The sequence below is a fragment of the Anaerobiospirillum sp. NML120449 genome (genome assembly GCF_023051105.1).
Taxonomy (GTDB): domain Bacteria; phylum Pseudomonadota; class Gammaproteobacteria; order Enterobacterales; family Succinivibrionaceae; genus Anaerobiospirillum.
Map to the genome: position 1 here is coordinate 137,231 of NZ_JALKIL010000003.1, position 14,185 is coordinate 151,415.

Here is a 14,185-nt window from a genome sequence, read left to right on the forward strand (position 1 = left end):
TGCATCAAAACACAAAGCAAAGCAAAATTATCGATCAAAGATCAACGTTCAACGAAAACTGCCGCAGGTGCTCACATGGTGTCAGCATGGAGCAGGCATGGATAAAAGCTGTACGAGCCAGGCCTGAGGCATTCGTACACATGAGTGCGTACATATGATGGCGTACATAAAGCGTACGTATGAGTACAAATGCATGACTTCGTCACCTGCAAAGGCATGTAAGAGCCCGCACTACGCCCATAAGCCATGACTGGCCTTTTGATCTGCAAGACCATGGCAGCTCTGTGCAGCCATGACTCAGAGCAGATGGCTGAGCGACATAAGTTCAGGCAGCACAAGCCAGGCAAAAATCAGCGGTCAGCGTTGACGGAAAAATAACGACGTCCCTTGCCTGAAACAGACACAGAACGCGAGGATGAGGCACGTGCGGCAGCACTGCCAGATGCACGTGCTGGTTCATAAAAACGGCTTGCTCTGCCGACGTTCAGATTACAGAAACGACGCCAGTTATCGGACTTGCCAGCACAGGTGCTCTGTAAAGCTGATAAGTTGAGACCTGAAAGAGCATGAGCATGTTCTGACAGCTCTTCATGGCAGGAGCTGCGTCTTACACTGTTGCTTACATTGTTGTTTACACTGCTGTTAAGGCCAGATAGCTTACCCTCAGCTCCGAAAAAGTCCTCAAGAGCACTGTAGATTACAGATAAGGACTCCCTCTTACCGGCACAGCCGCAGCCACAGCCAGCATCACTGAGGCTGTCAGCGCTACGCTCAGAGAAATATCCCATTCCAGCGTAATAATCATACTCACGCTCACCGCTGCAAAAGGCACCAGCATCAACATAATCATCGGCATCTGCGCAATGGTCGCAAGATGCGCTGCTGACAGAATCACAGTCTGCTCTGCCACAGCTATCGGGCAGATCATCAATCCATAAGCAGGTACAGACGGATTGTTCTTCATCTGGATCGCCTGCACTCTCAGGCATGATGTAATCCCTTAACTCCATGCATTCGTCAGCACTTACAGCCTTAGAATAAGAGCTGTCTCCGGCTTCATAAGCGGCACAACATGGTTCTCTATGCTCGGAACAACTGGCGGTGTCACCCTCGCAGCTTATGAGCTCGATGTCACTGACAACAGTTGTCACTGCAGTATCACCTGCAAAGTCATAATCCTCACAGCCATTTATGCTGTCAGCATGGATGATGCTGACGCGGTCGAGTTCAGCTGTGCTTACATTCTCAGACCTGGAATTGAGGCGATTAAGAGCAGAAATGAGGGAATTACGGGATGCCATGTTTAACTCCTTACGGCTTCTTACTGGCTTTCAAGCCGTTACTGTTACGGGCACTTAGCCCACTTTTAATTTACGTTAAAAAATCCCATATGACTGGGCTGATATAAGCTGTTTACTACCAGAAGACCGCCGCACCACGCTACCGACTCGCCGCACCACGCCACCGCCGTCGCCACACCACGTCACACCGCCCCACTCCACGCCACGCCACTACACCAGGCACACAAATGCTTATGTCATAACAGGCTCAGTGACACATGAGTCTTTGAACAAAGAAGTCTTTATGCCAGACTCCCTGGGTTAAGGCACGGCTCGAACAGTACCTGAACCGCATATCACCTGGAATGGACATTACAGGACAGGACACTTTCAGGTCCGTGGAGCAGGTACAGTAATACTGTGAATACACGAGTGGTAAGGACAAAGGTCAGACTAAAGTACGGATACGGAACGGGTAATGGATACGGGTAAGGTATGAGTACAGTTGTACAGACTGTCATCTTAGTTATTAATGCTTTCCATAACGAAATGAACATTGTCCTGATCAGATATGGATAAGCACTGCCGCTGTTTGCCATTGGACCAAAACTGCTGGCAGTCAGCTGATAGCAATTAAATTTTCAAATTTTCACTGCCTGAGGCAGCACAACAACCTTTTCTTTTCTGCTCAAAAAATAATGACACCTGAACTGAGCATGGCCAATCAAAGCAATGACAAGCTGGGCTGGCATATTGAAGCCGGATTCAAGGATCCGCAAAAAGCGAACAGTTCTGATTACCAGTAAGCTGGAACAACCAGAGCTGGTATCAGATCCGCAGTGATTTCAGGATTTAATTTCAGGCATCACGACGCTGACAGCGTCTTACCGTTATCAAAGTTTTATGCCTTATCCCTGACAGAGGACAGGAACAGGCAATAAAAGCCGATGGCTTACTTTTCGTACAAGGAATACTTTCCATAACCAAAAAGGTTGTGGAAACATAATGAGCCCACGGTTCCGTGGACCATCTGCGGGCCGCGCAGCTGCGCTGTGCCACGAGATCTGAAACTTTCACAAAGCGACTCTGATGGTAACTGAGCGCCCTTCAGACCTCACTGATTAAAGCATAGCCATGCTTTATTCATTTTAGTAATGAATCTGTCCAACAAGGCCTTTTTGCTCGCTGGACTGATTTAATTAATTGCACACCCAGGGGGCATTGTCTATATCTATTTTGCAGGTGATGAATAAAACCATAAGAGACATTCGCATATCTATGGTACCTGCATAGATAAACGATAAAATTTATCAACAGATTCTCAACTGGAGCACATTGTTAAATCACGATATACATGCCATTTCTCAATTGAAATATCGATGATAAATGATAATAAAAAGCTCCAGCTGACAGTTTGAATTCTGATCATTTATCTCAGCCAAAAGTACCGCCAGCACCGCATCTTCCCGGCAGTAACTCACTAAGAAAAATGTCCGCAAATGACAGAGCATACTGTCATATTGCACTGGCAAAATGACTGCTTATCATTCACCACCTGTCCATGCACCCACATCCGCTCAGCAGGCTCCAGAAACCACAGCAAAACTGAAATGGATGAACTCATAAACAAGCCACAAAAACAGCCTGTTTACCTGATTTATCTACCTTCCACTCAAACATATACGGAGTCCATTAATACCAGGAAAATCCCCCTGAATGCTGTCTATGCAGCTGATCTGTTATTGTTAAAAAATAATGGCATTACTGCCATAAAGCTTTACCTGGTTTTAACACAGCAAATACCACCTGTGACTATATGTGACCCTCGTCACTAACATGCTATCTTCAATGGTTAAACAAGTGTGTTTTCGTGATGGCAAAGAAGAGTCCAGACGAACCGCAAACAGCCTGTATAAACAGCATATTACCGGGCACAATCACAAACGCATCAGAGCTTTTCTGCATCAGGAGAAAAGACAATGCAAAACACTTTTGAAAACACAGCCATCCGTCTAATTCCCAGCACATCCCTCTACAACACACCTGCAGACGCAAAAAACCTCAGAACATAAGCAAGCACTCATATCCATACTGCTACCCATGCCTCACAGCCATGGCCCCACACCATGGTCACGCGCGCCTCCCTGCGCTCTGCCCCCACGCTCTGGTCCATACTCTGGTCCACGCTCTGGCCCCACACAATGCATGAATGTGGCTGGCAAATATTGATGATTCGGGCTTTTTATACCCTTGGGATGCTTCAGCCTGGTACAGGCTTCCTCTACGCCATACAGGTTCGTATTGCTGCCATATTTCATGATTCGTACGGCATTGGATTTACATTCTTGCCACCAATGGCAAGTTCATATGCTCGCAGGCGTAGCAAGCTATGGATTTAAAGTACTTGAGCACATTTGAGCACCAGTTAACTTACACTTATTCATGTTATGCGACTTAGAAATATAGCCAGATCTCCATATGTAAGTTTTTGACCTTGACGGACAAAGCGCTTATTTATGCTCTTTATCTACATATTTTTTGCCTGCATCCTGCCCTTTACGCAAACTTATGGCATACCTGTTGCTCAATATTGCATAACAGAATTATAGAAAGGTCTGCTCAACTGTCCGAGGCAGACAGGCCTTGGAAAGTGAGACGGCCTTGTCTTATGTAAGGTCGATCTTTCTGCTTTATAAAGGAGAAAAGTTATGGCCCTGTACGTAAACACGAATGTCAGTTCGATTAATGCCCAGCGCAAACTCAGTAATGCGACTCTGAACCTCAATGTCTCCTATCAGAGACTGTCATCAGGTCTGCGCATTAACTCAGCTAAGGATGACGCCGCCGGTCTGCAGATCAGCGACAGACTGACCACCCAGATTAATGGTCTGAATCAGGGCAACCGAAACACCAACGACGGTATCGCCCTCGCTCAGACAATTGAAGGTGCTCTGGACGAAACCACCAACATGCTCCAGCGTATCCGTGTACTGGCAGTACAGTCAGCCAATGGTACCAACTCCCAGAAAGACCGTGATGCTCTTCAGGAAGAAGTAACCCAGCTGTCTGAGGAAATCACCCGTATTGCACAGCAGACAACCTTTGCAGGTCAGCTGGTCATCAACGGCAAATACACCAACAATAACAAGAACAGCTTAATTCCAGCCGATGGAAAGCTGGTATTCCAGGTAGGTGCTAACGCCGGCAACACCCTTACTCTTGACTGGGGCTCAGAGTTCACCTTAAGTGGCATCGCATCACAGTCTGGTATTACAGCTAAAGCCGACCTTGAAGATACAAATGCAAAGAAAGGCTTTACAAAAGATGCAGGTAGTGGAAAGATTCGCTTTGCTATCTCTACTGCATCCCGTGCCACCTATGTACTTGAAAACATTGACAAGCTTATTCAGGCTGTTGACTCCAAGCGTGCTGCACTAGGTGCAATGCAGAACAGAATGGAGAGTACCATTCGTAATCAGGCTAATATCTCCGAGAATCAGTCTGATGCCCGTAGCAGAATTAGAGACACAGACTTCGCCTCTGAGACTGCTGCTCTGACCCAGAACAACATTATCCAGCAGGCATCACAGTCCGTTCTTGCTCAGGCTAACCAGCGTCCAACTATCGCTCTGAGCCTGTTAGGCGGTTAACAGTACAGATTTCTTTCTCTCTTTATCATCGAGGCGGGGTAACACCCGCCTTTTTAATGACCCTACACATTGAACTACGTCTATTTTGAAATTCTTTATAAATCGTTATGTATTACTATTTGTCAGTTTAATGTGAAATCATTGAGAATGTTAGCAGCGAAGCGTCATCATCCTCCTTATCATGACTTTCAGATCAAACTATGCTCAAGCAGTCCTAAATGCTTTATGGTTCCTGTATTTAAGGGAATCTAAAGGATCATCTTGCCATGTTAGTACGGATTGAATTGCACAAAATGGCAAGGTTATAAAGAAACGCAAATATGTTCTGTCATTTTGCAGTCATTACTCTTATATAACAGCTAATCTGGCGTGTTTTACCCATAAAGTTACATCTATGTGGTATTTTCATGCAGAGAGACGAACGGCATATTAATGCCTTACCTGCAGTAAAATTTTACCTATTTGCATAGATTTATGCGTCATATTGGCATATGCGTTGCTCCACTACTTTTAAGAGAAATATAGAAAGGTCTGCTCAACTGTCCGAGGCAGACAGGCCTTGGAAAGTGAAATGACCTTGTCTTTGTAAGGTCGATCTTTCTGCTTTATAAAGGAGAAAAGTTATGGCCCTGTACGTTAATACGAATGTCAGTTCCATCAATGCTCAACGCAAGCTTAGCAATGCCACTCTTAGCCTGAATACCAGCTACCAGCGCCTCTCATCAGGCCTGAGAATCAACTCTGCCAAGGATGACGCTGCCGGTCTGCAGATCAGCGACAGACTGACTTCCCAGATCAATGGTCTGAATCAAGGCAACCGTAACACCAATGATGGTATCGCTCTGGCCCAGACAATTGAAGGTGCTCTGGACGAAACTACCAACATGCTCCAGCGTATCCGTGTACTGGCCGTACAGTCCGCCAACGGTACTAACTCTGCTGCAGACCGCAAAGCTCTTCAGGAAGAGGTTACCCAGCTGTCTGCTGAAATTACCCGTATTGCCAAGCAAACCACTTTTGCAGGTCAGCTGGTCCTCAATGGCAAATACGATAAAACCAACAATCCTAACAGTCTTATTCCAGCCGATGGAAAATTAACTTTTCAGGTAGGTGCAAACGCAGGTAACACCCTGGACCTCGACTGGGGCATGGCATTTACCCTGTCCTCAATCGGCGACGCTGCAGGCATTTCAAAAAATGATGTTAAAGGAACTGGCGACAAAGGTCTGGTTTTATCTGGTGGTGCAGGTGGTGCTGCTGCCGTAGTACGTTTTGGTGTATGTACTGCTCAGGTTGCAACCAATACCCTCGCGCACATTGATGCCCTGATTCAGGTTGTTGACTCCAAGCGTGCCGGACTGGGCGCTTTACAAAACAGAATGGAGAGCACTATCCGTAATCAGGCTAACATCTCCGAAAATCAGTCCGATGCCCGTAGCAGAATTAGAGACACAGACTTCGCCTCTGAGACTGCAGCACTGACTCAGAACAACATTATCCAGCAGGCATCACAGTCCGTTCTTGCTCAGGCTAACCAGCGTCCAACTATCGCTCTGAGCCTGTTAGGCGGTTAATAATTACAGATTTCTTTCTCTCTTTATCATCGAGGCGGGGTAACACCCGCCTTTTTAATCGCCCTTTATATCTACGATAATCGATATTTATACATATTATTTTATAAAGAATATTTGGCAGGATTTTGTGCTTCTTATGTAAGATATGATTATGCCCCTGTAAGAATGACGGGGCTTATCACGGGCAGGGTTACAGTTTTGCCATTGGATGGCTTTGGCCATGTCTATGGCCATTGCTATGGCTATGGTCGTGGCTAAGGCTGCAGCTGCAGCTTTTGCTGTCGGTTGCTGTGGCTGTGACTGTCGATTGCTTTTAAGGTTGCTGCGGCTACGGCGGCTGTGTGGTGAGATTATGAAAGGCTATATGCCCAGGCGGCGGACTTCCTGGCCTGGTCGCCAGGTATAGGCTATGGTGTAGATTGATTCGCAGGCATAGGCATCGAGCTTGACGTAACAGCCAAGGCTGTTGCTCTCGGAGAGGTTGAGCTCAGCTACCAGACGGGATACGTCTACTACCGGAATGCCCATGTCTATAAAATTCTGCGGAAGACCGCAGTCACTGAAGAAGTTGCGCAGCGCGTTGATACCGGATCGTGCAGTAGACTCAGGATCATCAAAGTTCATAGGAATGCCAAATACCCTGTTGGCAAACTGAGCCATGCGCATGATATTGGCGGGCAGACAATAGGTAAGCCAGGCCGGGATAAGAACAGCCAGTCCCCCACCATGTGAGGTACCGTAAACGGCATTTAAGGCACTCTCAAGAGCATGCAGAGCAAAGTCAGGCTCACGACCAAGGCTGCACATGCCATTTTGAGCCAGAGTACCGGCCAGCATCAGGTTGCCACGGGCTTCAATGTTATTAGGCTCTTCAAGGATCTGCGGAAGAATACGCAAGATGGTACGCAGCAAGCCTTCACAGAGCTCATCAGTAATCTGAACATTCTGTGTATTGGTGAAATAGCATTCAATGACATGAGTAATCATGTCCATTGAACCCAGAAGGGTGTCGTCACGTGAGGTACTCAGTGACAGCTCAGGGTTCAGAATGGCAAAGCGAGGCAGGAACTGCGGGCTGGAACGGGTAAATTTACGACTGATACCGTCACGGATCTGAACAATGGTACAGACAGGAGAGCATTCAGCACCGGCATCAGGAGTAGTTACCAGAGCACCTAAAGCCAGTGAATGAGCGGGATCACGGGTTCCAACGAAGAAATCGAGCACATCACCATTGTAAATTGCGCCGACACTGAGTACTTTTCCGCTGTTAATCACATTGGAGCGGCCAATTGCGACAATGGTATCAATATGATGCTGGCGGCAAAATGCAATGCCTCTATAGATTGAGTCCAGTGATGGCTCGTTTTCGTCCTCAAACTTGAGATCAAAAATCTCAAGACCGGCACGATCAAGGGAGCGACGAATACGGTCAAGCAGATCAGGTTTATCAAGAGCCTCAACGCCATAATGCAGAAGCACTCTGCGTCCGCCCTCAATCTTTACCTGGGAACCCACCTCATTTTCACGGGCGCGGCCAAACATCATAAAGGTACGGCGCTGATAGTCGAAATTTTCCATGCTCTCTCCCTGCCTTGTTTACTGGGGACTGCCCCGATCTTAATGCAAGCAACCTCTTTTCACCAGACACAGTTTCATCAAGATCAGCAGGTGTAAGCACTTATACCCTGAATTGCTCCAGCAGACATGTCGTGTACCCGTCCAATATTGCTTATGACAGCTGTTCAGTCTGTTAACAGCCTTATGGTATCTGATACCCGTGTCAGCCTTTAGTGACTGTGGACTTGATCTGAGCTCTGATCAAAGATCAACAGCAGTTACAGGAGCACATGCTGTGGCTGCTCATAATATATTTGTATATGGCTGAATATGAACGCTGCTAAATGAAAACATGCATTGATCCTTGCATCAGAGTGCTCCAGTGCCGTTGAGAGGCCAGGAAACAGTAACTGCATGCAGGTATGAATGGCAGGTTTCATTAGGCAGCAGGCATAAACCAGTGGCGTACTTTTGAGCCCTGCAAGTCTGGCGGTATTGCGGAGTGCAGTCGCATACTCATGACTGTATGGCTGGCCCCAGCGCGCTTAATCATGACTGTGTGACGGACTGTAGATCGCTCCAGCAAGTCTGTGTGACGGACTGTAGATCGCTCCAGCAAGTCTGTGTGACGGACTGTAGATCGCTCCAGCAAGTCTGTGTGACGGTCTGTAGATCGCTCCAGCAAGTCTGTGTGACGGTCTGCAGAGCATTGCAAGCAAGGCTTAATTTTGGCCTGCAAAACGCTTAATCATAGCCGCATACAGAGCTGCAATGCGCTCAAACGTGAATGCGAGGATGGAGGCAGTGCGCTGCAGAGCGCATTTCTGAAGGCGGACTGGCTGTTCCTGATTTTGGCTAAGGATGTGTGAAAATCTGTTGTGTGAGTTTTACAGGTGTGGATATGGCGCGGATTTTTTGTGCAGAAATATCGCAGTTGCCGCAAAAGCTGCATATTGCAGTGGTCAGATTGTGCACTGTGCTATAAACTTTAGCTGTAGTTTGTAGAGGAGATAAGCCATGGACATCAGCGCCCGCGTACTGGAACTTGCCGCAGGCCATAAACTGCACAGCGGAGACAATGACAGCTCCCGCCTGCCTGCAGCACTTGAGTACGCAGACCGTCAGTGGGAGCAAATGGTTAACGCCTGGTGCAGCCGCATGTTCGCATCAGCCCCAGCCAGAACTTTTGACTTCTCATCACCAGCTGCTGCTCCGGGCAACAGCCCATCTGGCCAGGGTAATGGCAAGACTGTAACAGGTGGCACTTCCGATTCTTCAGGACGCAAAGCTGCTGAAAATGCAGCTACCCGCAGCAATGTGCGCACTGCTAATAAGGGCAATGGTGCAACTGAAGATAAAGACAGTCCTGAGCAGGTTGCAGCAGATGCTGAAGCTGCAGCTCAGGCTCAGCAGACTCATGCCGCTCAGATGGCATTAATTGAAGAGCTGGCCTTTACTCAGGAAGTAAAGGCTGTGCTTGGTCTGCAGACCCTGCTGGTTAAGGATGCTGACAAGGAACAGCAACGTCTTGACCTGGTAAAGACCGCCTGGGAAGCCGCCCGTCTCATGCGCGTTTTACCTCTGGACACCTCAAGCGGCATGCGTCTGATTGCCCGCACCATGTCACTGGGCATGCTCTTTTATGCTGGCGGCAAAGCAGATGAATTTGGTATTTATCTGCGTGCTCGAGGCCCTGAGATAGACGCTGCCCTCAAGGAAGCCTCTGAGCAGTACAGCTCTGCTGCGGGTTCAGCCCATGATGCTGACAATGCCTGTGGCAACGCCAGCAGTGACAACACCGGTGAAAGTGGCAGTGCCTACGGCAGCTGCAGCTGTAACAGTACTGCAGTCCGTCGTATGGCTGAAGCACGTTTTGGCCTGCTCTGTGAAATTTTCCAGGTATGGCGCGAAATGTTCTCCTTCAGTGAGAAACTTAACCCTACTTATCTGCACCAGTCCCACCGTACTTTTAATGAGCATCTCAAGGCAGCCGCTGATCTGGTTGAACACTGCACTGACGAACAGCAAAAGCTTAATCATGCTCTTTACCTTGCTGTTTTTGCCCGTTGCCGTGCTGCAACCTGTGCCCTTCTTGATATGGAGGACAGTGATGAGCCAGCACCTGCCCAGCCGGTAAACAATGAAATTGACTGGGATGCTGTAGGCAATGCCTTTGAAGAGGACTCCTCAGGCTGGGGTCCTGCTGATGCCCAGCACTGTGCCATTGCCCCTGGTGGTGACCGTGAGCTGGCCTGCTCTCAGTTTACTGAAGCTCTGGAAAACACCACCAGAATTGAAGACCACGAGCTGGAAGTAACCATCAGAGCATTACGTACCATGGTCAAACTTGCCTGATCTTTCTTTTAACCAGCAAAAAGGGCTCCCTGAGGGAGCCCTTTTTGTTTTGGTCAACGACCTGGAAGGTCAGTTCATCAGAACTGATAGTTCATGCTGACGTTCCAGCTCAGATCCTCAAGATCGCTGGCATCAGCAAAGCCCGAACGCAGACGGGTACCCCAGGTAAAGTTACCAAAGGTTGCCCACAGACCAAGGGCAGCAGAGGTCAGATTATCTGAGCGCTCTATGCCGTTGATATGGGCATTTATTCCGGTATTGAGATAAGAGCCGTCAAAGTCGTAGCTTACGTCCTTAAGAGCAGTCATATGCTCAAGCTCAGCAGTAAGCTGCAGCCAGGAGCTCATCTGCATGGCCATACGTGCACCAATATACAGATCAAGGCCATTGTAGTCCTCAGCACTGTCCTCTATGCCCAGAGCATATTCCTTTTCTGCAAAAGAACCACGGTGGAATCTGTTGATATCAAGGCCCAGATAAGGGTTGAAACGCACAGATCCAAACTCAAGCTGCATACCGGCTTCGTTATACCAGTTGGCATACCAGTCAGTGTGATCTGAGTGTACCTGAGCATCCATGACATCACGTCTAATGTCAGAGTCAATGTAGCTTGCGCCCAGACGGGAGGCTACATAGAACCAGTCCTGTCTGTATGAACCATAGAAAGAGACATTGCTCAGATCAATCTCAGTGCGGCCGCCCAGCTCACCAAAAGTGGTTTTGGCATGAGACTGAGCCAGTGCAGCACCAATCATGTAGTTATCACCAATACGACGGTCAAAACCAACATGAGCAGTATAGATTGAGGTATCAGTACCGGCAAAGCCGTCCTGTGAAAGCTCGATATCGTTATATCCGGCATCACCGTAGAAACCGTCCATGCCCAGCATACGTACGGCAGCCATACGCTCAGCTAAGGTACGGTTAACCACCTGAGCCTGACGGGCGATGATGTTCTGAGAGCTGGCATGGATTTCACCTGACAGACTGTCCATTGCACGGGCAAAATCTGCTGCAGGAGTGTTAACCAGCTTCAGGGCTGCCTGATAGGCAGGTGAGCTGTAAACCTCAGTCTGCTCCGGAGCAACTCCAGAATCGCCAGCTGCTGATACGGCAGCCACTGCCTGAGCACCATCAGCGCTGCGTGCAGCACTGTTACCGGCCCCAGCTGCAATCGCAGCCTGCTGCTGGCTCTGAGTGTTCTGCAGGCCCGCAATAAGACCATCGAGCGATGCTGCTGTATTCAGAGTCTGCTCATTGGCCAGACCCATAGACCTTACGGCTTTGGTACGGGTAGGGATCTCGTAGGTTACCTGGTAGGTACCATTGCTGTTTGTCAGATTTCCAGAGGTTGCTGTATTTCCACCTATTTTGAGTCCAGAGATAGACTTCATTGCCTCTGTTGAGTCATAAGCTCCGGTGTAGTTGCCACTGCCTGGTTTAATTACATCACGAGTAACAGAGCTGCCTACGGTTCCAAGATTGGTGGCCTGATATGAGTACAGATATACCTTGTTATTGCTGGCATCCAGGTTGACACTGCTTGCACTGAGGTAGCCGTCAATCAGGTCAATATGAAGTTTGGCCGAGCTGCCGCTCATATTAACAGCACCAGCCTGAACTGGGCCTACAACAGAGGTCTTACCTTTGCTTGAAATAGAGGTCAAAGTGATCTGATCAGTTGTGCCTGAGGTAGCAGGATTGTATTTACCCAGCACCAGCTCACCACCAGTACCGTTGTAAATAGGGGCTGTATTATTGCCTCTGAGGTGCATCTGGCCCTGATGGACAACAATGCCGCCTGTAAAGGTGTTATTGCCAGTCAGAATCAGAGGCTTAGAGCCGGTCTTATAAATACCTCCAGGACCGGTAATGTTATTTGACCAGGTGTAGTTGGTGTCATTAAGACGGGGATCACCTACGTCTTTGACTTTGACTTCAACGAATTTGGCAGAGCCTGTATAGCCATCAGCTGTCAATCTACCTGAGTCCACGGCAAACTGACCTATAAGGTCATTATGCAGCATGGCAGGGCCATTCATGGCTCGATCTTTGTTCAGGGCTCCCCAGCCGGTTATGCTGTCCGGGCCTGTAGTGATACCGCTGTCCTTCTTGCCATCTGACATCTTGTCAGCTGTGGTAAGAATGGACATGGTAACGAGATGATTACTCATCCATGGGTACTTGTACCATACATTCATGGCTGTTGCGCTGACACGAGGAGCTGCGAAGGAGGTACCTACCTCACCACTGGCATTACCATTGGCTGCAATACCCCAAAGCATGGCGTCTTTACCAATGTAGTTGGCATACTGTACTGGAGATGCATTGCCCTGACCATTTCCGGCAATAGCACCGTGTTCTCCATTAAGTGCAGTGGCGGCCAGCCAGCCTTTACGGGCTCCCTGATAACCGGATGCAGTAGGAATCTGAGCATAGGCATCGGCCTCTGTCAGGTTGTCATTACCTGCAGCAAAGACAATAATCGAATCCTTATTAGCAGCAAGATCCCATATACCGGCGACCAGACTGTTGTCCTTTATTGAACCAGGGTTTGACGGAAGACCGGTTACAACTCTGGTTTCTGCAGTGACATTGCCATGGGCTGAGGCTGAGTTAGGTGAACCGCCCCATGAGTTGTTAAAAACACGTGCGCCGTTGTTATAGGCATCCTTAAAGTAGTCCAGACTTACGCTGATTCTGGTCGCATTAGCAGCATTACCTGCTGTATAGCCACGCATCTGTACGCCGCCGCTTTTCAGCTCGGGGCTCAGATTTGCGTACAGAGTGGAAAAAACAATAGCGCCGTGTGAGCGATAGTTGCCCGGTGATGCCCCGCCCACATTGGTAAGACCGTTTCCTGCTGTAAAAGCAGAGTCAATAATGCCCAGATATGGAAGTGACCATGGGTTGGCTCTTTGCCAGCTTGTCGGGTTTACATTGGATACATTAGGGATTTCGGTTGGCCTGAATGGGCCGCCAGTGCCTGAGCCGCCGCTGCCGTCACCACTTCCGCCATCGCCTCCGTCTGGAGGTGGTGGAGTAACAGGTGAGGTGCCGCCGCCACCGCCGCCACCACCACCGCCACCGCCGGGGCCTGGAATGAAGCTGCTGGCACCGCCACCGCCACCACCGCCAGATCCGCAGGCAGTAAGTAAACAGGACAGGGCAACTGTGATCAGACTAAGTTTCAGCTTTGAGGAGCCTGTTGAGCCAGCAGTCGCATGAACTGCATTATCTTGTGATGGATGTTGCATACATACTCCAAAATTACAGCACTGGCCGCTGGTGAGAGCCGGCTAAGGTTTTTTGATGTCAGGAATTAAGAGAGCACCTGTACTTGATCTGTTCACGACAGGAGCCTGCAGTACAGAATGTAACCTTTTATGCAGGTCGATTCATAGCTTTTGAAGCTATTATTCATTTTGCTTCGACTGACAATATCGGCAGATCCGCCATTTTGTTAAATTTTGACCTGTGCTTACCGTACGCATCAAAACAGGGATAATCAAGGAAACTCAAACGCAGATCAGCAGTCTCCTCATCACAGAAAATGAATGTATCCGTGCCTATCTATAAATAGACATTAATCTATAATTGATATATCACTCCGGGCACAATTTTGATGCATTGATTTTCTGATAGATATGAAACATATCACCATGCCCGGGCTGATTTTTTTCTGACCTCCCTGCAATGTTCAGGTCATGACCCGAGCTGTCATATTGCCCGTTTTTATATTCCACAGTTGATGCTGGATGTCCTC

General features: G+C 48.5%; 6 protein-coding genes. 3 read left to right on the forward strand and 3 right to left on the reverse strand.

What is annotated here, in order from left to right:
• Positions 1 to 350: 350 nt before the first annotated feature.
• Positions 351 to 1,301 (reverse strand): hypothetical protein, encoded by a 951-nt coding sequence (locus MXE41_RS01810; RefSeq protein WP_247099151.1) that lies wholly within the window; start codon positions 1,299 to 1,301, stop codon positions 351 to 353.
• 2,687 nt (positions 1,302 to 3,988) lie between these two features.
• Here MXE41_RS01810 and MXE41_RS01815 point away from each other — a divergent pair.
• Positions 3,989 to 4,930 (forward strand): flagellin, encoded by a 942-nt coding sequence (locus MXE41_RS01815; RefSeq protein WP_247099152.1) that lies wholly within the window; start codon positions 3,989 to 3,991, stop codon positions 4,928 to 4,930.
• A 623-nt stretch (positions 4,931 to 5,553) separates the two neighbouring features.
• On the forward strand, positions 5,554 to 6,504 hold the full coding sequence (locus MXE41_RS01820) for a flagellin (RefSeq protein WP_247099153.1): 951 nt from the start codon (positions 5,554 to 5,556) through the stop codon (positions 6,502 to 6,504).
• Between the two features lie 360 nt (positions 6,505 to 6,864).
• On the opposite strand, the gene MXE41_RS01825 is transcribed toward MXE41_RS01820, so the two are convergent.
• Positions 6,865 to 8,085, reverse strand: coding sequence for an iron-containing alcohol dehydrogenase (locus MXE41_RS01825; protein WP_247099154.1), 1,221 nt, complete (start codon positions 8,083 to 8,085; stop codon positions 6,865 to 6,867).
• Between the two features lie 996 nt (positions 8,086 to 9,081).
• On the opposite strand from MXE41_RS01825, the gene MXE41_RS01830 reads away from it, so the two are divergent.
• Complete coding sequence (locus MXE41_RS01830) at positions 9,082 to 10,419, forward strand: hypothetical protein (protein ID WP_247099155.1); 1,338 nt, start codon at positions 9,082 to 9,084, stop codon at positions 10,417 to 10,419.
• Positions 10,420 to 10,496: 77 nt separating this feature from the next.
• On the opposite strand, the gene MXE41_RS01835 is transcribed toward MXE41_RS01830, so the two are convergent.
• On the reverse strand, positions 10,497 to 13,676 hold the full coding sequence (locus MXE41_RS01835; RefSeq protein ID WP_247099156.1) for an autotransporter domain-containing protein: 3,180 nt from the start codon (positions 13,674 to 13,676) through the stop codon (positions 10,497 to 10,499).
• Positions 13,677 to 14,185: the final 509 nt, after the last annotated feature.